This is a genomic window from Candidatus Nomurabacteria bacterium, from assembly GCA_020632075.1.
In the GTDB taxonomy this organism is placed as follows: Bacteria; Patescibacteriota; Minisyncoccia; order Phycocordibacterales; family UBA918; genus OLB19.
Genome location: JACKGH010000002.1, coordinates 149,300 through 168,535, shown reverse-complemented (window position 1 = coordinate 168,535; position 19,236 = coordinate 149,300). Strand labels below are relative to the sequence as shown.

Genomic DNA, 19,236 nt, shown 5'->3' with positions numbered 1-19,236 from the left:
CCAGGTGATATTATTATTTTTCAACTCGTTGGAGATCGGTGATGATATCGCGCAATCGAGGAACTTGGATGAGTCCCTCCTTCAACCTGTTCAGTTTTAGAAGGTGTCGAGATACCGCGTTCACACGATCTTGCAGTCCTTGTCGAGAGGTTTGGCTGTGTGCGTTAGCGCTGGTATTGATCGCTTCCAGTGTTTGCAACAGTCGCTCTCTGGTGCCTTTAGGTACCGTTTCTTCAGCTTCATTGAGGAGCGATATTCCTTGTCTTGAGAGGTTGTGATACTTTCGCAGCCTGTCTTGCATCACGTCAGGGCGCATCAACCTATTGGTGCTGCTTCTATGCATGTTGTTCCTCGCTGTGTTGGTGGTCAGAATGACTGATCGTCTGATCTGGGAAAGGTACGTATCCGCCGTGTGGCAGTCCGGTACTGTTATAGTCAGTTCAGTACAGACTGTCAATCAGTCTATCGACAGTCTGTCTGTGTACTAGCTTGAGCCGTGTTGTAAAAGGAGTATGATGGATAGAGTATGAAAGGTCATAAAGATCGAAAGATAATTTTGGTTGAGGATGATCCGAACAATCACCCATTATTTGCAGAGGCCTTTTCTGCGGCGGGCTTTGAGGTGGTTATTTTCCCAGATGCTGACAGTACAGATTTTATTGGAGAGGTGCTCAGTGCGACGCCAGATATCATCTCGATGGATCTCATGATCGCACGAGAAAATAACGACGCGTTGCGTGATGGATTCGAAGCGGTCGAACTCCTTAAGTCAGACGAGCGCACCAAGGACATTCCGATCATGATCCTGACGACCTTCTTTGAAGAGCGTAAGGTAACTCGGGCCAAAGAACTAGGTGCGGTTGATTTTATTAGCTTGCAAGGGCATGACATTAAGCGTATTCCCGATATCTTCAATCGTTACTTGGATAATCCTAAGAAATACGTACCAATGCATCCGTTGATGCGAGGGTAGGACACAAAAGGGCCGCGGCGAAGCCGCGGCCCTTTTGTTTGGTCCTATCGGAATAGGTCTATTTGTGACTGCTGGAGGGCAATGATCTGCTTAAGTAAGGTAATCACCTGGAGTAGTTGTGCAATCTGTGCGTGGAGCGCTGCCTCAGTGCTGTTATATGCAGTGTTGCTTGCTTCTTTCTCGTCATCGATGTCGTCATCGCTACAGTGATTGCAGCCCTGGTCGTCGTCAGCATCCTCTTCGTCCTCACTTGAATCTTCCTCCTCCTCATCATCAGTAAGATAGTCTTCAATTCGTAGGTCAAGCTCATTAAAGACGTCATCGGCAAAGTCGGCAGCATCTTCAGCCAACTCCTCTGCGTCATCGTAGTGCTGGTCATCAAAGGCTTCTTCAGCGTCCTCGAGGGTTCGCTCCGCTTCGATGAAGATCAACATAGCGTCTTCGTAGTCAAGATCGTCTTTGTCAGTATCGTCGAGGATATCATCTGCGAGTCTGACCCACTGTCTCGCAAGAATGATCTTTTCTTTTGATTCCGCTGAGAGTTCCTGGTCAAGATCATCGATCGCATCATCGAGAATATCGTACGCTTCATCGGCAAATGCGAGCGCGTCGTCCCAGTCCTCATCGAGCTTTTGCTTCATCGCGTCGTCGTATAGGTCCACCGCATCGTCGAGCGAGTCTTCGGCGTATGAAGTGAAGATATCTTTTTCCTGTGCCTGATTGATCAAGCTGCGGATCTCTGAGAGTTGTTTCTCGACAGCATTGATACGGTCAGTCGCTTCTTTTTCGTATGGTTCTGCTGCCAGGGCGGTAGTGGCGCACAGCGCGCTGAGCAGTGCCGCAAAGATAAAGGTAATAACTCTGGTGTTGGTAGTGGTTTGCATACTAACTACTTAACAATAAATATGTTGTACATCATACATATCTGAGAGGGAATTGGAAGGGAAGAAGCTGTATTCCATTGACTCACCAGCGATCTTGTATCGTGTTTAGCTGCAGTGCGTCTATTCACAGATAAGAACATAGTTATCAACAGGTTTATGCAGGTTATCCAGAGGTTTATCCAGGTTTTTATACACAGTTACACATTTGATGGCCTGAAGAGGCCAATAAATAAGCTTATTTTTAAAGTGCTTGACGCACACTGACCTTTTTTGACGACCGCACTACTAGGCGATACCTTTGATACACAACAGACCACAACTGATGGGAAGTGGTACATACAATTTGGGGAAATTGAGCACCACTCAATCGGTTGTTTGAGACCTGTTTGGGTTCTTTTTGCGTCTGTGATGGGAAGTCTATTAGTACTTACACGTAGTAAATAAAATTTATATGTCTAGTTCAATTAGCTATATGAAGCTGATCATGAGTGTTGGAATGATCGCCTTCGTAGCCGCATTAGTAGTAGGGGGCACCGGTGCATTCTTCAATGACACTGAGACCTCAACCGGCAACGTCTTCACTGCCGGTGCGATCGATCTCAAGGTTGATAGTGTTGGCCACGTAAATGGTCTTGTCTGTTATGAAGGAAAGTGGGCGTCTGAAGTTGCAGTGCAGTGGAATGAAACAGATGAAGTGCTCGAGGTGGTCGGTGATCTGGTGGCTGAGAATGATGCATACAACCAGGCCTTTCCATCAAATGTGCCGCAGGCAGGTGATGATTGTGCAAGCACCTGGGCTGAGACCGACCTTGGTGTAGAGACTTTCTTCAGCTTCGCTGACTTGAAGCCAGGAGACAACGGAGAGAACACGATCTCACTCCATGTGTATGACAATGATGCATACGCGTGTGCGATCATCGACGACATGGTTGATGCCGATAACGGTCTCACCGAACCAGAAGCAGAAGATGGAGATGTTACCCCAGAGCTTGGAGAACTCTCACAGGAACTACGCTTCTTCGCGTGGGCTGATGATGGAGACAATGTATATGAGCCAGGTTCTAATGAGCGACCACTCTTCTCAAACATTGAAGGTCCTGCGAGTGACGTGATCGATGGTGTAGTGTATCCACTCTTTACTCCACAGACAGAGGTGCTTAAGGCAACCACCACACAGTACATCGGTCTCTACTGGTGTTACGGTGCGATCTCAACGGTGGACGGTGTGCTTTCTTGTGATGGGTCAGAAGTGACAAATATCACTCAGACCGACAGTCTCTCAGCAAGCTTCACCTTCTATGTTGAGCAGGCTCGAAACAATGAGAACTTCCAGTGTCCAGTGTTGGAGACCCCACCAGTTGCTGGTCCAGTTATTGTCGACACCTATGGAATCGGCTTTGAGCCACTTGCCTATGCAGTTGGAGACATCAATGGTCAGGACGGATGGAGTAAGACTGGTGGGTATGATGCAGCGGTAGTTGACAATCCAGTTATCTCAGACCTACAGTCACTCCGTATCTCTAATGCAGTCACGAGTGGTTCATTTGGTGATCAGACTATTGCGCCTGAACTAGCAGAGTCTGCTGGTGAGACAGGTGTTGCGACCAACAATTACTACGAAGCTGAGTTCCAGATCTCTTCAACTGACCTTAATGAACAGCCAGGTCTAGTTCTCTCAGTTTCACCTGACGATGGAGCTGGTTCACGCATGAGCTACCTCAGTTTCGCTGATGAAGCTGGTGGTATTCGCGTAACCTTCTACGATGTTACCAACGCCGGCCCACTTCCTACAGTGTCGTCATTCAATCCGACTGACCTCGGTCTCCTTGATCGCAGTACAGCTCACACGATCAAGTTTGCGATTGAATTTGTAGACGGTCCTGGTAACGACATTGTACAGATCTACATCGACAATGTCCTGGTACACACCGGTACTACTTGGGAGGATTACTACCGCTTTGACGGTGAGCAGACTGGTAACGGCAACGTACTATTCCCAGTTGATTCACTCATCATCCCGGTTCGTGGAACAGCCGTTCCTACAACACTTGGTGGTGGATACCTCTTCGACAACGTTTCACTCTCAGTAGGTACTATCTAAGACTCGAAATTGGTTCTCGTAATAACCAATTTTCCTTAGCCGTACAGAGTCCGACACGTTCGGGCTCTGCGGGCTGCGGGAAACAGCATTGTAAATTTGTAAACCATTTAATCACTTAAGCTTAAGAACTTATGAGCAGAATTATCATGAGTCTTGGTCTGGTTGTCTTTGTGGCAGCGGTCGTCGTAGGCGGCACTGGCGCATTCTTCAATGACACTGAGACCTCGACCGGAAACGTATTTACGGCTGGTGCAATCGATCTCCGTATCGATAGTGAACAGCATTACAACGGCAACGTCTGTATCGATGTTAATGATGACCCAGAGATCGATGATTATCAGTGGAGCGGTAATGCGGCCTACCCGGTACCTGGCACCGCGTGTGATGGATCTTGGGAACTAACCGACTTGGTGCCTGGTGTGCACAAGTTCTTCAACTTTGCTGACATCAAGCCAGGAGATGAAGGAGAGAACACAATCTCAATCCATCTCGACACCAACCCAGCGTGGATGTGTGTTGATATCGAGACTGTCGCAAACGATGATATGGACTGTACCGAACCAGAGACTGGTGACGATGCAGACTGTGACCCATCACTCGATCCTGATGCAGACGCATTCGACGGTGACCTCGCGCAAGAACTCAACTTCTTCGCGTGGCTTGACGATGGTTCGATCGATGGCTTCCAGGGCCAGGAGACTGATCCAGAAGAAGGAGACAATATCTGGCAGGCAGGGGAGGCTGCGTTGTTCTCTAACGACATCGGTCCGATCAGCGACACGATCGGCGGTGTAACCTACGCGTTGGCTGATTCTGGTACTGGTCTTGGTCCTATTCCAGCTGGTGCAACCCAGTACATTGGCCTCGCGTGGTGTGCTGGAGCATTCACTATTGTTGGTCCAGGAGACCTCGATTGTGATGGTTCACTTATGGACAATGCGGCTCAGACTGATGAGGTGATCGCCGACATTACCTTCCGAGTAGAGCAGTCTCGAAATAATGATGATTTCGTATGTCGTCCTGAGGGCGGCGGACTTGCTTGTAACGAGGAGAACGACGTGATGTTCGTACTTGATTCTTCAGGCAGCATCGACTCAGGTGAGTTGTCGACTATGGCAACTGCAGCTAAGACATTTGCTGCGGCTCTCATGCCAGATACACCAGGTAATCATATCGGTGTGGTCGACTTCGACAACACTGCAACTCTTCGTTCGCAGCTGACTGACGTGAATGCTGACATCGACAATGCGATCGACGCTATGATCTCAGGTGGCTCAACCAACCTGGCAGCTGGTATCGATGAAGCGGTGGCAGAACTTGCGAGTACGCGTGACCGTAACGACGCAACGGTGCCTGACTTCATGCTCATCATGACTGATGGTGTGCCTGATAGTGTGGGAGCAGCCGAGACAGCAGCGGATGCTGCCAAGGCTGCGGGTATCACCGTGTACGTGGTGGGTATTGGTGATGGAGTCGATGACACCTTCCTTGAGGGTATTGCGACTTCAGCTAACCATTACTTTACTGCAGCAGAGTTCGACAATCTTGAAGCTATCCTTGCTGGATTGGCAAGTTGTCCGATCAACTAGTTTTCACTAGCCGGATTGGCGGCAATTTGCTTCGCAAATTGCCGCCAAGGGGCTGCGGGAAACAGCACATTACCATCAACGAGTAACCATCATTTTTATGCAACGTATTATTCTCAGTCTGGCAGTCATTGCAGTACTGGCAGGCGCGGTCACCTTCGGCGGCACCAATGCTTTCTTCAATGACACCGAACGTTCCACTGCCAACGTATTTACCGCTGGTGCGATCGATCTCACGGTCGATAACGAAAGCTACTACAACGGTCTATTTAACAAAGACACAAGTTGGGAAGCGACCGATCTGACCGTAGAACGCTTCTTCGATTTCTTGGATCTGAAACCAAACGACTATGGTGAGGATACGATCTCGCTTCATGTTGCAACCAACGACGCATATCTGTGTGCCAACATGACCATCACCAGCAACAACGAAAATGGCTGTACCGAACCAGAAGGGGAAGTCGATGGCACGTGTGGTGATCCGGGTGCGGACGAAGGTGAACTGCCGGGGCTCGTAGAGTTCATCTGGTGGGCAGATGATGGTGATAATGTGCTTGAAGATGATGAGCTGGATTCAGTGTTCTTTGAGTCGACTGTCGATGACCTTTCGAACATTGTCGCACTGGCAGACTCAGACGAAAACGTGTGGACTGGTACTGGTGGTCCGGTGCCTGGAAATGAGACATTGTATCTTGGAAAGGCGTGGTGCTTTGGTTCGATCGGGACCGATCCGCTTACCCAAGATGGTGGTGATCAAGGACGTTCACCAGCTGGCGACACCGATGGTAACGGCACTGCTGGTGAGCCAGAAGATGGTGGTATCACCTGTGATGGTTCTCTCCTAGACAACATTAGCCAGACTGACTCACTCACGGCCGATATCACGTTTGAGGCAGTGCAGGCTCGCAACAACGAAGACTTCCAGTGTGTACCACCACGTCCTCGCACCACACTTACATTGGTGAAGGTACTCTTCAGTCCTGAAGACGCTGCAACTGACTGGACGTTGGTGGCTGATGGTCCAACAGCAGTCAGTGGTGTCACTGGTAGTGCTGATGTGACAAATGTCGTGATCGATCCAGGTAGCTACGATCTCTCTGAGACTGGTCCAGACACCTACAACGCATCAGTCTGGAACTGTGTTGGTGGTACGCAGGACGATGACGACACGATCACGATCGCAGAGGGTGAGAACGTCACCTGTACGATCATTAACTACATCAGTTGTACAGACCCACTTCTCCAGTACGCCGACAATGTCGTCTCGGTAGCGCAAGGCAAGCGAAAGAATGGTACAGATATTAACCTTGATCGTACCGATCCAAACGATGTGCTTGGTGCACCACAAAGTAGCGGCGCACCGTATGATAATCCAGTGCCGACCGGAGAATTCTTCAGTCTCGGATTCAATCCAGATACTAGCGTGAACTTTGATGGTGGAAAGATCACGATCGAGTTCGTGAACAACTTCTTGATCGATGGTCCTGGGAATGACCTCCGGATGTGGGAGATCACTGGTGGTACGAGTTACCCGGTAGAGAAACTCAAGATCGAGGTCAGTCAGGATGGTGGTACCTGGGCCGAGGTGGCGTCGAGTCTCGACCGCGATGCTGAAGCTGACCTGGCAAGTTCTGGTCTCGCCTGGGCACGCTACGTGCGCTTGACTGATGTGTCAGATCGAACACAGTTTGAAACGACTGCCGACGGGTATGATCTCGATGCCTTTAGTGCGCTTACCTGTGCTGACCGAACCTACCTAATTCAACAGCAATAATCGCGTATGGAGCTCTCCCGCTACAGCATCATTAAACTCACTTCGATAGTGGTTTTGGTGCTGTTTGTGGGTGTGCTCGCGCTTGGCGTTCGGCCAGTGGGGACTACCTTTGCGACGGGACAGGGACAAGGCGGGCTGGAGCTCCTGATCGACAGCACCACCTACTACAATGGCGCGCTCCAGCCCGCCCTGTCCTGGGACCTCAAAGACCTCGTCCCCGGAGTCGACCACTTCTTCTATTTCACCGACGTGAAACCGGGCGATACAGGCATCTCGACTATCAGCGTACACTTGCGCAAAAATCCAGCCTGGGTGTGTCTCGATTTTCTAAATCTTGTTGATGAAGAGAATGGTACGAGTGAGCCAGAGGCGTTGGTCGATTCGACTGAGGGTGGAGATTTATCGAGTGAACTCGAATTCTTCGCGTGGCTTGATGATGGCGACAATACCTTTGAGGTTGGCGAGGAGCCGCTCTTTGGTACGAGCTCGCAAGCGGCAGCTGTAGTTCTTGGCGGACAGACCTATGCGATCACCGATCGAAACAACGGTCCGGCACAGCGTCCAAATCAGACCAAGTATGTTGGTATTGCGTGGTGTGCTGGTGATCTTAGTGTCGATCTTGATACGGCAGAGATCACGTGTGATCCACTCGCGATGGGTAACGAAGCACAAACTGACTCAATGTCGCTCGATATTTCACTCCGTGCAGTCCCGGCTGGACTCTTTCCTGGGTACAGTTGTACGGAACCTGGTGGTCCTCTTGGCGGCCCAGGCCGTGGCAACAACGGCCATGGCAACGACGACGATCACAACGACGACAGCAATCCAGGTCACAGCAACGATGAAGACGACGACACTGACGACGATGGTCTACCACCTGGTTTTGTAAAGGATGACAATCATCACAACGACGACTACACGATGGAGTGGCACAAACCAACCAAAGAGGAGAAAAAACAGAGCTGGTTGGCTGGTTGGTCATTCTTCAAGAAGTTCAATTAACGTATGAAAATTATCAGCAACATCATCCAAGGATTCTTCGTTCTCCTCATGCTCGGAGTGGCCGGGTTATTCTTGGTACCAATGTTGCCGATCGAGCACAATATCGAACTCCGTATTGTGCAGTCTGGATCGATGGAGCCAACGATCATGACCGGATCACTGATCGTAGTACAGCCGCAAGATGAATACTCTGTCGGAGATGTGATCATGTTTGGCAGTCGTTATGCCAAAGTGCCAACCACACACCGGATCGTCGACACCTATGAAGATCGCGGACAGACCTGGTTCATCACCAAGGGTGATGCCAATGAAGAAGCAGATGCAGAGGCTGTGTCGCTTTCAGAAGTGAAAGGGGTGGTGAAAGCTGATGTGCCACGGCTTGGCTTTGTGCTTGATTTTACGCGGCAGCCGATCGGGTTCATGTTTTTGATCGTGTTACCAGCAGCACTCATTATTCTGAGTGAGCTCGAAAAGATCTGGCGTGAACTACGCAAGAAGCGAAAGGGGAAAGAAGTCGACGATCTTGATGATCGAACTGATGGTGGGACCATGCCCGACGATGTGGTGTCGGTAAAGGTGGCACGTCATACCCGCATGATGGATATCAGCATGCCGGTACATTTTCCGCTGGTGCCAACACTCGACTTGCGGTCGGCTGCGATCCATAAGCATTCTTCGTGGGAACTATTCTTTAAAGCGCTTGGGTTAGTCATTGTCTTCGTCTCGGTCTACGCTAGTGTTGGACTGCTTGGTTCGACTATGTCCTATTTCAATGATCTCGAAACCAGTCAGCACAATGAGCTACGAGCTATCGCGCTTGATTTTTCGGCGGCTGCTGACGGACAGACGTACAATTTTGCCGAGGGAGGGATTGTTGGTGATGATGGCTCCATGATCCTGACTATCGCACCAGAAGCAGGGAGTGTCGATATGCGATATGGTATCGAAGCTCAGGTGGTAGGTTCCTCGTCACCGCTGTGTGATGCGTTGGTGGCTGAATCGATCACGCCGTTTGCATACAATAACCTGCTAACCCTTCTTTCTGCGCACGATATTTCCTTCGCGGAGCCATGGACAGTGACACTTTTAATTCCAGACGAGACGGGCTTGGTGGGTGGTGAAGAGTGCGATATCGACCTTATCTTCACCGCTTGGTATTTTGATGAGATAGAAGATCAGGGATACTACGACGAAGAAGTCATTCCGCTGCATTTCAATTATCTCCCAACAGTGGCACTGCAATTGGTTTCACCGGCACTCCAGAGCTTTGCTGCCTTTAGCGCGGAATCAGGAGATGGTGGTGATACAGTGCCGCCTGAAGAAGAAACTCCTGCATCAGCTGATGACACTGGCGAGTCTGAGGAGGAGAGTGATCAAAAGTCTGAGCCTGAGACGCCAGTAGAGGAAGACGTACCGGAAGACGAGAAGGCTGAAGGATCAGGTGAAGAAACTGGCTCAACCGAAGGAGGAGAATCGGAAGATCAGAATTCTGAAGAGGAAGTCGAAGAGGGTAACGATCAGGATGAACAAGCAGAATCTCCAGCCGAGGAAGAGAGTGAGGAGGTGACAGAAGAGGGTGAACAGACAGAAGAGCCTGAGGAACTTCCTGAACCGGAAGCAGAAGAAGAACCGGAGGAAGAGAGTGAACCTGAGCAACCGGCGCCAGAACCTGCAGCAGTAGATGAGCCAGCCGCTGAGTAGTAAATACAGAATCAAAAACCCCGCAAACGCGAAGGCCTACGGGGTGCTAGAGGAGCAAGGTCTCGATCTGTCGCCAGTTCGATACTTGTGTGGTGTATGCTAAGTGCTTCTCAAAACCTCGAATTTCACGCACGCTTCCTCGGAACAGGAATTGGTGCGGTACTGTCGTGAGATAGCTGAGTACCTCCAGACGGTCATCGATGAAATGCGTAATGCCGAGTTCTGCGCAGATCGGCGCCTTGCCGTCGCGCGTACGACAGAATCGTACATGTTCGGGCTTGATGCCGGTTAGTTCAAAAAACTGGTGGTGTGCAAACCAGGCGAGGGTTTTCTCCTCGACTCTCTTGCCACACTTTGAAACGATGAAGACTCGGTCTCCAAAACGTTCACGGACGAGTCGAGTGAGAACTCGGAACACCTCAGGCGAGGCTGAGGTGTTGAGAAAATTTTCTGAAAAGAACGACGTGTCAGTGTTGTCATTTACCTTATCGATAATAACGCCGCCGACATCTACTCCAAGTGCTTCTGGTATGTCCATTGGTACCTCCTTTCTTCTGGTTATTATTGGACACCGCAGTAATACCACTAAACAAAAAGCCGCGCAAGCTTTGCTTGCGCGGCCGGGGGAAGAGCGAGATCTTACTTGGCCCGGAATTCGTAGTAGGCGTCGTAGGACTCGTTGTAGCCCGGCTTGTCGAACTCGACATGCCAGCCCTGTTGACGAAAGATGTCCTCGACATCGAACCAACCACGATTAAACGCCTCATGGCGGTCGATGCCTTTGCTGACGACTCGGTCGGCTGCCTCCTTCAGTTTGATCGTTGCGCTGTTGCCGTTGAACTTTTCTACGATCAGTTCGTTGAATGCTTCGATCATCTCGTTCGGGATCGATTCTTTGCGAGCATGTACAACATCTTTTGGACGAAGTGGTTTGATCGTTGCCATGACAGCCTCCTTTCAATGAACATGAATGACCGTACATAGCATAGTCGTAAAAGGGAATGATTGCTGTCTTTTCTGTAAAAAATGTATCAAAAAATTATAAAAGGTAATTTTACATTTATGTAAACATCTTAAAAATACTATCTATGCAGTTTTTTTATACAGCATTCAGTAGATGAATCTGTCTGTTGTGGTGGTCTCGGTGCTATACTGGATACATTGAAATTATTTTTGTAGTAACGCACCTTGTAACGTATGGAGAATCAAACACCGCTGCCACCAAACAATGGAGAGTCCCCTGTGCCTCTGCCGCCGGTTGAGCCGATCGCAAAAGATCATACGCAATCGATTATCATTGCTGTCGGGATTGTTTTTGCAGCCCTTGTTTTAGCTGGAGCCTATGTCTTTGTGTCTCTGCATAAAGTCGAAGCGCCAATCATTCCGGTCCCAGTTGTTGAGCAGTATGAGCACGAATCTGAGTTGCCGAAAGATACTGATGAGCTGATCGCTGAAGCGTTCAGTAAGGTTTTAGATGTAGAAGTGAGCAAAGAGAGTGAATTTGCACACAGTCTCAGAAATGACAATACCGACTATAGTCAGTACTATCAAAATCTAGTCGACCAGCCTGGAGTGGAATGGTTCACTGGTCCGGTTGAGGTTGGTGATCTACAGCTATTTAAAATGACTGGTGAAGCAGTGCAGTATTCATACGGAAACCTGAACCATTTTCAGTATTGGCAACTAGGTACGATCAACGGTACGCCGCTATACGTCACGATCGTGCCGTGGTGCGAGATGGGTTGTGTAAATAAGTCTTTGTACTTCCTAGGTACGCCGGAGGGACAGTATGAGTTGTTGCTCAAATACTCTGACTACGAAGACTTGACCAATGATTTCTATGGTGCAGTTTTTGCCACATCTACCGTACAACTCAACGATACAACTACTATCCTAGCGTTTGATCTACCTAAGACACTCATGGTGGGTAGTGAGACACTTGTGGTTACTGATGGTGAATTCTTTAGTAGTGGTAGAGATTTCTTTGCGAACTCCAGTTTTAACACTACTGACGAAAGTGAGAATCGGTACCTGCGTGAATTCGTTGCTGACACAGAGTATGGGCCACTATTCCGTCTATATCGTGATCTTGGTAATGGAGAAACCGCTGACGTTGACTATGCAATTCGTTTGCCGGGAGGCCTAGAGGCAACACTGTCCCAGGAGGATGGTTTCATCGGAGACGATCGAGTGCCGCTCATACAGTGGCTTGATGGAACGAGTAATACTGAAGCGTATCGGACTGATGGTGTTGGTAGTTGTGGCGGTTTTGGCTCGGAAGTGATGCTACAACCAATCTCTGAAAGTAGTCTGGAGTTGGTTGGTCATACGTACAATGAGATACCAGTGTATTCGGTAATCGATCCCGGGAATATACTGATCACCCGATTGTTCACTGATGGTGATGTTCGTAGTTACTACGAATACAACGAAGTGACTGGTCGGACAGAGGCGTTTGATCTCACTAAGGAACAATTCATAGCTGCGCACGGAGTGCTGATCTTTGAAGATTCGTTTGGTATCCAGCATACTCTTACCAACACCAAGTATGGTCCACAAGCTGAGTGTGCTAAGCCGGTGGTGTACTTGTATCCTGAGACTCCTACCACTATCTCGGTATCGCTTGATGCGTTGGTGACTAAGTCTGATCCGCTCTATGAAGATGGTTGGACGGTATTAGCGTATCCTTCTGGAGAACTACACTCCGATGGTGAAGTGTACGAATACCTTTTCTGGGATGGGTACGGTAATGGTGAGTATCCGGTCTTCGATTCAGGATTCGTGGTCCCGACCAGTGAAGCAATGAGTCTCATGCGCGAGCATCTGGCTACAATGGGTTTCAATGAAAAAGAGATCAGTGACTTTGCAGAATTTTGGACTCCACATTTGCCAGAAGAACCATACACACGATTTTCTTGGATCGGGACACTTGGAATGGAGCGGCTAGCTAAGCTTTCTATTGAGCCAGTACCAGACACGATGATCCGCGCATTCATTGATTTTAAAGGTCTGTCAGAATACGAATCAATTTCACCACAGACAATTCCACACCGCGAGCGCCGTGGGTATGTGGTGACCGAGTGGGGTGGACTCTTGCGTGAGTAGGCGGTATGAAGCGCGCGGCTGTTACTTTGGGAATCATAGGGCTGCTCTGTCTGGGTGGTTTGTCTGTTGTTTCTAAACCGGCGCCTGCGAAGCAGGCGCCGGTCGGTATCGTCGTACCGCATCACGACATGGTAGCTGCAGCACGTCGAGCATACTTTGATGAGGTTGCCGCACAAGTGCAACCAGAAACGATCGTTATTGTCGCGCCCGATCACTTCGACCAAGCAGTTGCTCCGATCGTCACTTCGCAGCAAGACTGGGAAACGGTCATAGGTACTGTCCCGGCTGATCGGGCGCTCATCGAGTCGCTCAACATTACCGTCCAAGCTGACTCATTTACCTCGGAGCACGCCATCACTTCGCTCCTTAAAGATATCAAGCAGAGCTTCCCGAGCAGCAAGATCGTACCGATACTGATCAATCGCGCGGCGACGTATGAAGAAGTGACTGCGCTGACCAAGCAGCTGTATGTTACCTGTCCTGAATGTCTACTCATTGCCTCGGTTGATTTCTCGCACACGATCGATGTGATGGTGGCCGACCTGCATGATGTTGCGGCACTACGTGGTCTTTTTGCTGCTGATGCGCCGCAGCTGTACCGTGAAGCGGAGGTTGATTCACCTGAGTCGCTCGTGGCGTTGGTGACTTGGTCGGCGCTCCATGGTGCTGAACAGTTTGATCTTTTCTCACACACCAATTCAGGCTTTCTCTCTGGCACGGTCAGTGGAGAGATGACCACACATATCATCGGTGGCTATCATATTGGTAGTGCAGCCCCGCAAGCTGGATCTATCACATTCATGATGGCGGGAGACGCAATGTTTGCGCGCGGAGTGCACGAACGATTCCAGCGAGATGCGACAGTGTTCGAATCTCTCGGACAGCGATTCTTCTGGGGTGCTGATGTGGCGTTGGTAAATCTTGAGGGATATTTCACAGATACCGTTGATAAAGAACTATGGCAAGCCGACCCACCACAGTTTGGCTTCCACACCGCGTACGTAGATGTGTTGCGGTACCTGCGAGTGAATGTGGTCAATGTCGCTAACAACCATGCTGGTGATGGAGGAGCGTCAGCATTTGGTGACAGTCTGAGGACTGTCGCTGGAGCAGGTATTTCATACATTGGAGACGATACAGACAGCACAAAAGCTTCTGTATATACAAAGGAGATCAACGGTGTGAAGCTCGCGATCATTGGGGTGTACACACATCAGGGATTTACCGGATTGCGAGAGACGATCGAACAATACTCGAGGGCTGGGTATCATGTCTTTGTGTATGCGCACTGGGGGGAGGAATACGCCGCTAAGAGCAATGAGATACAGCAGCAAATGGCACACGACTGGATCGATCGGGGCGCTGACTTGGTGGTGGGTATTCATCCCCACGTAGTGCAAGAGGTGGAAGTGTACGCTGGTCGGCCTATTGTCTACTCACTCGGAAACTTCATCTTCGATCAGGGCTTTAGCGATGAAACAAAAGTCGGTGCGGTTGTGGGTGGGGCAGTAAAGAGTGGTGAGCTATCAGTCTTTCTGGTCCCAGTGCAAAGTTATTTGAGTCCGGCAGTTTTAGAGCCCACGTTATACAAAAAGTATCGCGATACGTGGGCTGCTCCGTGGCAGGTGTATCAGAGTGAGAACGGGTACTACACATTTGATCTAGAGTGAAAACAGAGTTTGCTACCACCGACCTAGACTTGATTATATGAATTAGTACTTCAAGTCGTGTCATGAATGGTGGTGTGTCCTGCTATAATTTTGATATATGAAAGAGATAACCCTTCACGATCAGTGGGTCATTAAGGCTTCGGTAGCGGAAGTTGCGAACATCATGACCGACTTTGAAAGACTGCCTGAGTATTTTCCAAAGGTTGCCGAATCAGTGCTGGTCACTTTGCGCGACGGAAACAATTTAGAGATGGAAGCAACGGTAAAATCGTTCGGCAGGAGTTTTAAGGTAAAGATGAAGACACAGATCCTTCCGGGGAAGGGATTTATTTCAGACAACGACAGCTATCAGTTTGGCACTTCTGGGCATGAGGAGTTGCTACTCAGCGAGCACGGAGAGGGGACACTGATCGACTACACGTATCAGGTCACCATTCATAAGCGTTGGCTTCGGATCGTGGCGACACCATTGATCAAGTGGTATTCGATGAAGTTCTGGGAAAAGGCAGTTATAGATGAGCTGCGGAAGATGCTTGAGAAGTAGGGTTTATTAGAGCCTCTATTCTGCGGTGGTTACCATTTCTTCTAGTCTATCAAGTGTCATGTCGTAACCTTGCTCCATACCCATCTCGATGACGGTCTTGAGGTCGGCTTCGGTGTTGTAGGTCGTGGTGGCGGTGAAGGTGGTGGTGCCGTCGGCATTTTCGACAAACTCGATCTTTGAGTGTGAGCTCGGCATGTTTTCATTGATGGTAAACGACTCATCGGTGAAGTAGTCAGTGTATGAGAAAGAATCGTGCGGATCGATCTCTTTGTATACGCCCTTGCCAGCGCTGGCTTTGCCGTACCACTCGGTCTGCTCTGGGTCGACGCAGCGCATGATGTACTGCCACTCTCCCCCCACGGTGAAGTCGAGTTTTGGTACCTCAGTCTCCCATCCGTACGGGCCCCACCACTTGGCGACTAGCTCGGCGGTAGTGTACGCCTCCCAGAGCTTCAGCTTTGGTGCTGCGAAGGTGCGCGTGGCCACGAGAGTCTTTTTGTCTTCTCCAATAGTGAAGGTTGTTTTCATAAATACTTGCAAAATTACTTGGTTACTAAGTCCTCAAGCGCACTAAAGCGTGCATCCCACAGCTGTTCGTAGCGGGCGAGGTGTTCGGCGGCGATCTCGATCGTCTTTGGTGCGGCGGTGATGATCTGCTGCTTGCCGCTACGTTTTTTGATAATCAGCTGCGCTCGCTCGAGCACTCCCACGTGCTTGGCGATCGCCGCAAACGACATCTTGTATGACTCCGCGAGGTCTGAGATCGAGAGGGAAGCGGCAGCCACCCGCCGCAAAATATCCCGCCTGGTCTCATCCGCCAGTGCCTTGAAGATGTTGTCTAAATTATGGCCACTAATACTTTGTTCAACCATATAGTTGAATGATATAGGAATGGTGGGAGATGTCAAATTCTTGCCGGGTTTAGGAATTAGGGTATAGTCATTTTATATGGCAGAAAAGAACACTATTGGACTCTATAAGCTGAGCACAGACCATGAGGATTTTGAAGACGCTAACGAATCTGCTGCTGACTCCATCAGACGCATTGTAGAGCTTTACTCGGAGAAAAAACGCAAACAAGTCGAGGGGTATAGGTTGATTCCTATGGAACTTTCAGAGAATGTTGAGTTGCCTGAAGGATTTGTTGTGACTGCCTTTAGACATGAGAGGACAAATCCCAACGCATGGCAGAGGTTCCTTGAAAGTGCATTTAATGAAGTGCCCTCATTGCTAAATAAAAATCATGATTTTCTAGTATTTGTTCACGATACCTCGAGCGAATTGTTCTGTTTTACTGGAGGGTCAGCAAATCATGCTATTTCTGAATATATTGATGTAACTTTTCCAATTGAGTTGATGAAACGAATTACTGACCCTGAAAAGATTAAGCAAGCCAAAAGTCGAAGTGTCACAGGAGAATTATATGCCCGTGACCACTATTACCGAGGTTACTCAGCTGTAAGTGCAACAGAATCGTTTGGGCAAGTGTGGAAAGATTTATTAGCTTCAATCAGAGAGGATGTCTGGGACGATCCCGATATGGCTTCAATGCTTGGAACTAAAAAGCGAGTTGGTGTTGAAGTTAAAGGTTTCTTTAAGATTAAAAAAAGCATCAGTTTTGGTAACGTACTGAAGCTGATAGAGAGAATACAACACTATTTGGCAAATCCAGTTGATGATGAGACTGAAACGTCTTTTGCTTTTTTAGATTCAGTGATGCTGGTTAAGGGGCGAGTCATTGAAATGCAGCTAAAGCAAAAAGTGTATGAATCAATCTACGCGCGTGTAGCTAATCCTGATGCGGAATTAGATTTTGACCTTTGCCACGTCAATTATGATGATTTTTTTAGCGCAAACACATATCAGCTTCGATATAAAAACATTACATTTCAGGAGCTTGATACCTTGCCCACAACCGAAGACGTGATTGATTACACACTTGAGTATTTTCAACAAGAAAAACCAGAAGCCTTGGCAGATATTGATATTTTTATAGAAAATATTGAGCAAACTTTTATTGAAACCACTCACGACGAGCCGTTTTTTGGAACGGCAGGGAAAATATATGCGCACTTACATGGTGAGGTTCAATTAAACAACAAAACATTCTTCTTAGTTGATAAGCAGTGGTATTTAGTAAAAGATAGCTTTATTGAAGTCTTGCAAAGAGATTTTGATCAGTATGTAAGCAATAGCCGAATTTTAGGAATGGCAGACGTTGGTTTATCAGCTTGGGCCACAGGTCGAGAAGGTGCTTACAATGACAGTTACTGTCCTAATAATAATTTTATTGTTGGCGATAGAGTTATTCTGGACGGAATTGAGTATTTTGACCTACTCTACATTGGTGATCCAGATAAGGTTTATATAATTCAAGTTAAGAAGGGATTTGGAGGTAAGACAAGAGAGTCGTGTTCTCAAATTAGAAATTCTGCAAAAATGATAGAAAGTTCAGCTGTTGCAGATGGACATAGAAAACTCGTAGAACTTTACGAAAAGTTGGCAAGCCGCACAACAGCTACGTGCCCCGATCGACTTCATGGGATTTCTCAGACAAGTTTTGTAAATCTATTTCTCAACAGAGAACGAATATACTTACTTGCTGTAGGTGGAGTGAATAGTAGAGATGTGCTAATTGACACGGATTCAAACATTGCAAAGTTTGAAGTTTTGAGTACACGCGATGCGCTAAGAGTGATTAAGGAGAGTGATAGTTTCAGGATTTGTCTGGTTTAAATAATACAAACCAAATCAAACAATCTTCTCTCCCTTTGAAAACATCTCGATGAACCTCTCCGCGCGGTTTTGCTTGGTCTCTTCTTTCTTGGCGTTGTGGAGGCGGAAGGCAACGGCGTAGTGTTGGGTTTTGTTGAGCGTTTTGAAAAACTCGTACGCTTGCTTGTCGCGCTTCAGCTTAATGATAAACCAGGTGGGAACCCGCATGTCCATGGGTGAGTCGTAGGCGCTATCCCACCGACCGTCTTTCTTGGCGCGTGCTACCTCGGCGAGGCCGGGCGCTTCCATGCGCTTTTCCTTGATGAGCGTTTGTGCGATACCGCGATTGATCTTCGACCACACGCTGCGGGGGCGACGCTTCGAGAACAGCCGCATGAAGTACTCGTCGTCGAGCTTACTCAAAAGCCCGTCGATCCAGCCGTACCGGATCGCGACCTCGCGCGCTTCTTCGTAGGTGAGGGAAGTGGCGCCGGTGCCTTTCTTGGCAAACATGAGCCAAATACCTTCCGGCTGCTCGTGATGGGCTTTGATCCATTTCAAAAAAGCAGCCTCGGTCTTGAAGTGATGTACGGCACGGTCTTTGTGGGTTTCCATGATTTTGAGTATAGCAAAATAAAACCACTCAATAGAATTGAGTGGTTTTGTTTTTTAAAAGTATGTGGAGATGGGGAGAATTGAACTCCCGTCCGAATCAGGGTGCGAAGGTGAGTCTACAGTGTGTAGCTAGCCTTTTGGTTTGAAGATCGTAGCTAGAAGACTAGCCAAACACTACGATCTCGAGTTCATACATTTAAGTGGACTACGTGAACGGCGTGGTCGCACCGAGTCTCGTGGCTATTCTACCCAAGTCGACGTATGAGACGTTTATCGACTGAGCATCGCATCGGCGAGCGTTAAGTTACGCTACAGCGGGTGCGAATCCAAACGCGCGAGCGTAAGGACTTGGTACTGCTTTGTTTGCACGTACAGAGTGGAACCTTTTAACGAATTGATTACCAATTTCGACACGCACACATCCGACACGACTAACCGTCGATGCCTGGCATCCCCGCGGTAGGGGCGGGCGGGAAATTCCGTGAGGAATTTCCCGCCCGTACGCACTGCGGGAACGGTGTACATCATTAACTGCAAAACGGTAGGTCGGACGGTGTGTGTACCGT

17 protein-coding genes and 1 other RNA gene are annotated in these 19,236 nt (G+C 48.7%); 10 read left to right on the top strand and 8 right to left on the bottom strand.

The window, feature by feature from the left end; translation table 11 throughout:
• Positions 1 to 13 precede the first annotated feature (13 nt).
• Complete coding sequence (locus H6786_05890; protein ID MCB9816890.1) at positions 14 to 343, bottom strand: hypothetical protein; 330 nt, start codon at positions 341 to 343, stop codon at positions 14 to 16.
• Positions 344 to 526: 183 nt separating this feature from the next.
• Between H6786_05890 and H6786_05885 the strand changes: the two genes are divergently transcribed.
• On the top strand, positions 527 to 973 hold the full coding sequence (locus tag H6786_05885; protein ID MCB9816889.1) for a response regulator: 447 nt from the start codon (positions 527 to 529) through the stop codon (positions 971 to 973).
• A 44-nt stretch (positions 974 to 1,017) separates the two neighbouring features.
• Here the strand turns inward: H6786_05885 and H6786_05880 are convergent, their stop codons facing one another.
• A complete protein-coding gene (locus H6786_05880) occupies positions 1,018 to 1,857 on the bottom strand; it encodes a hypothetical protein (GenBank protein ID MCB9816888.1) in 840 nt (279 codons plus the stop codon).
• A gap of 451 nt (positions 1,858 to 2,308) precedes the next feature.
• Between H6786_05880 and H6786_05875 the strand changes: the two genes are divergently transcribed.
• The 5 genes from H6786_05875 to H6786_05855 all read left to right on the top strand — a co-directional run bounded on the left by H6786_05875 (position 2,309) and on the right by H6786_05855 (position 10,021).
• Positions 2,309 to 3,958 (top strand): hypothetical protein, encoded by a 1,650-nt coding sequence (locus H6786_05875; protein ID MCB9816887.1) that lies wholly within the window; start codon positions 2,309 to 2,311, stop codon positions 3,956 to 3,958.
• A 131-nt stretch (positions 3,959 to 4,089) separates the two neighbouring features.
• Entirely contained in the window at positions 4,090 to 5,547 is a 1,458-nt protein-coding gene (locus H6786_05870; protein ID MCB9816886.1) for a VWA domain-containing protein, read from the top strand.
• Between the two features lie 97 nt (positions 5,548 to 5,644).
• A complete protein-coding gene (locus tag H6786_05865) occupies positions 5,645 to 7,318 on the top strand; it encodes a hypothetical protein (GenBank protein ID MCB9816885.1) in 1,674 nt (557 codons plus the stop codon).
• A 6-nt stretch (positions 7,319 to 7,324) separates the two neighbouring features.
• Positions 7,325 to 8,320: a hypothetical protein gene (locus tag H6786_05860; GenBank protein ID MCB9816884.1), complete on the top strand. Its 996-nt coding sequence runs from the start codon at positions 7,325 to 7,327 to the stop codon at positions 8,318 to 8,320.
• A gap of 3 nt (positions 8,321 to 8,323) precedes the next feature.
• Positions 8,324 to 10,021, top strand: a complete 1,698-nt coding sequence (locus tag H6786_05855) for a signal peptidase I (GenBank protein ID MCB9816883.1) — start codon at positions 8,324 to 8,326, stop codon at positions 10,019 to 10,021.
• 46 nt (positions 10,022 to 10,067) lie between these two features.
• On the opposite strand, the gene H6786_05850 is transcribed toward H6786_05855, so the two are convergent.
• Both H6786_05850 and H6786_05845 read right to left on the bottom strand, forming a co-directional pair.
• Complete coding sequence (locus tag H6786_05850; GenBank protein MCB9816882.1) at positions 10,068 to 10,559, bottom strand: hypothetical protein; 492 nt, start codon at positions 10,557 to 10,559, stop codon at positions 10,068 to 10,070.
• A 101-nt stretch (positions 10,560 to 10,660) separates the two neighbouring features.
• The gene (locus H6786_05845) at positions 10,661 to 10,966 is read right to left on the bottom strand and encodes a hypothetical protein (GenBank protein MCB9816881.1); all 306 of its coding nucleotides are present in this window, start codon (positions 10,964 to 10,966) and stop codon (positions 10,661 to 10,663) included.
• Positions 10,967 to 11,218: 252 nt separating this feature from the next.
• On the opposite strand from H6786_05845, the gene H6786_05840 reads away from it, so the two are divergent.
• From H6786_05840 to H6786_05830, 3 genes are all read left to right on the top strand, one after another.
• Positions 11,219 to 13,126, top strand: a complete 1,908-nt coding sequence (locus H6786_05840) for a hypothetical protein (GenBank protein MCB9816880.1) — start codon at positions 11,219 to 11,221, stop codon at positions 13,124 to 13,126.
• A 5-nt stretch (positions 13,127 to 13,131) separates the two neighbouring features.
• Positions 13,132 to 14,796: an AmmeMemoRadiSam system protein B gene (amrB, locus tag H6786_05835; protein MCB9816879.1), complete on the top strand. Its 1,665-nt coding sequence runs from the start codon at positions 13,132 to 13,134 to the stop codon at positions 14,794 to 14,796.
• A gap of 97 nt (positions 14,797 to 14,893) precedes the next feature.
• Positions 14,894 to 15,340 (top strand): hypothetical protein, encoded by a 447-nt coding sequence (locus H6786_05830; GenBank protein ID MCB9816878.1) that lies wholly within the window; start codon positions 14,894 to 14,896, stop codon positions 15,338 to 15,340.
• A 15-nt stretch (positions 15,341 to 15,355) separates the two neighbouring features.
• Here the strand turns inward: H6786_05830 and H6786_05825 are convergent, their stop codons facing one another.
• On the bottom strand, positions 15,356 to 15,868 hold the full coding sequence (locus tag H6786_05825; GenBank protein MCB9816877.1) for an SRPBCC domain-containing protein: 513 nt from the start codon (positions 15,866 to 15,868) through the stop codon (positions 15,356 to 15,358).
• Between the two features lie 14 nt (positions 15,869 to 15,882).
• A complete protein-coding gene (locus H6786_05820) occupies positions 15,883 to 16,212 on the bottom strand; it encodes a winged helix-turn-helix transcriptional regulator (GenBank protein MCB9816876.1) in 330 nt (109 codons plus the stop codon).
• Positions 16,213 to 16,288: 76 nt separating this feature from the next.
• Here H6786_05820 and H6786_05815 point away from each other — a divergent pair, with 76 nt between their 5' ends.
• Positions 16,289 to 18,076 carry a TIGR04141 family sporadically distributed protein gene (locus H6786_05815; GenBank protein MCB9816875.1) on the top strand — a complete coding sequence of 596 codons (1,788 nt, stop codon included), beginning with the start codon at positions 16,289 to 16,291 and terminating at the stop codon, positions 18,074 to 18,076.
• Between the two features lie 15 nt (positions 18,077 to 18,091).
• On the opposite strand, the gene H6786_05810 is transcribed toward H6786_05815, so the two are convergent.
• The gene (locus tag H6786_05810; GenBank protein MCB9816874.1) at positions 18,092 to 18,670 is read right to left on the bottom strand and encodes a YdeI/OmpD-associated family protein; all 579 of its coding nucleotides are present in this window, start codon (positions 18,668 to 18,670) and stop codon (positions 18,092 to 18,094) included.
• Positions 18,671 to 18,732: 62 nt separating this feature from the next.
• Positions 18,733 to 19,126: a transfer-messenger RNA gene (ssrA, locus tag H6786_05805) on the bottom strand.
• Positions 19,127 to 19,236: the final 110 nt, after the last annotated feature.

Bases quoted from the DNA above. Each gene is read 5' to 3' on its own strand.
- H6786_05890 (MCB9816890.1), bottom strand. From the start codon at position 343: ATGCATAGAAGCAGCACCAATAGGTTGATGCGCCCTGACGTGATGCAA.
- H6786_05885 (MCB9816889.1), top strand. From the start codon at position 527: ATGAAAGGTCATAAAGATCGAAAGATAATTTTGGTTGAGGATGATCCG.
- H6786_05880 (MCB9816888.1), bottom strand. From the start codon at position 1,857: ATGCAAACCACTACCAACACCAGAGTTATTACCTTTATCTTTGCGGCA.
- H6786_05875 (MCB9816887.1), top strand. From the start codon at position 2,309: ATGTCTAGTTCAATTAGCTATATGAAGCTGATCATGAGTGTTGGAATG.
- H6786_05870 (MCB9816886.1), top strand. From the start codon at position 4,090: ATGAGCAGAATTATCATGAGTCTTGGTCTGGTTGTCTTTGTGGCAGCG.
- H6786_05865 (MCB9816885.1), top strand. From the start codon at position 5,645: ATGCAACGTATTATTCTCAGTCTGGCAGTCATTGCAGTACTGGCAGGC.
- H6786_05860 (MCB9816884.1), top strand. From the start codon at position 7,325: ATGGAGCTCTCCCGCTACAGCATCATTAAACTCACTTCGATAGTGGTT.
- H6786_05855 (MCB9816883.1), top strand. From the start codon at position 8,324: ATGAAAATTATCAGCAACATCATCCAAGGATTCTTCGTTCTCCTCATG.
- H6786_05850 (MCB9816882.1), bottom strand. From the start codon at position 10,559: ATGGACATACCAGAAGCACTTGGAGTAGATGTCGGCGGCGTTATTATC.
- H6786_05845 (MCB9816881.1), bottom strand. From the start codon at position 10,966: ATGGCAACGATCAAACCACTTCGTCCAAAAGATGTTGTACATGCTCGC.
- H6786_05840 (MCB9816880.1), top strand. From the start codon at position 11,219: ATGGAGAATCAAACACCGCTGCCACCAAACAATGGAGAGTCCCCTGTG.
- amrB (MCB9816879.1), top strand. From the start codon at position 13,132: ATGAAGCGCGCGGCTGTTACTTTGGGAATCATAGGGCTGCTCTGTCTG.
- H6786_05830 (MCB9816878.1), top strand. From the start codon at position 14,894: ATGAAAGAGATAACCCTTCACGATCAGTGGGTCATTAAGGCTTCGGTA.
- H6786_05825 (MCB9816877.1), bottom strand. From the start codon at position 15,868: ATGAAAACAACCTTCACTATTGGAGAAGACAAAAAGACTCTCGTGGCC.
- H6786_05820 (MCB9816876.1), bottom strand. From the start codon at position 16,212: ATGGTTGAACAAAGTATTAGTGGCCATAATTTAGACAACATCTTCAAG.
- H6786_05815 (MCB9816875.1), top strand. From the start codon at position 16,289: ATGGCAGAAAAGAACACTATTGGACTCTATAAGCTGAGCACAGACCAT.
- H6786_05810 (MCB9816874.1), bottom strand. From the start codon at position 18,670: ATGGAAACCCACAAAGACCGTGCCGTACATCACTTCAAGACCGAGGCT.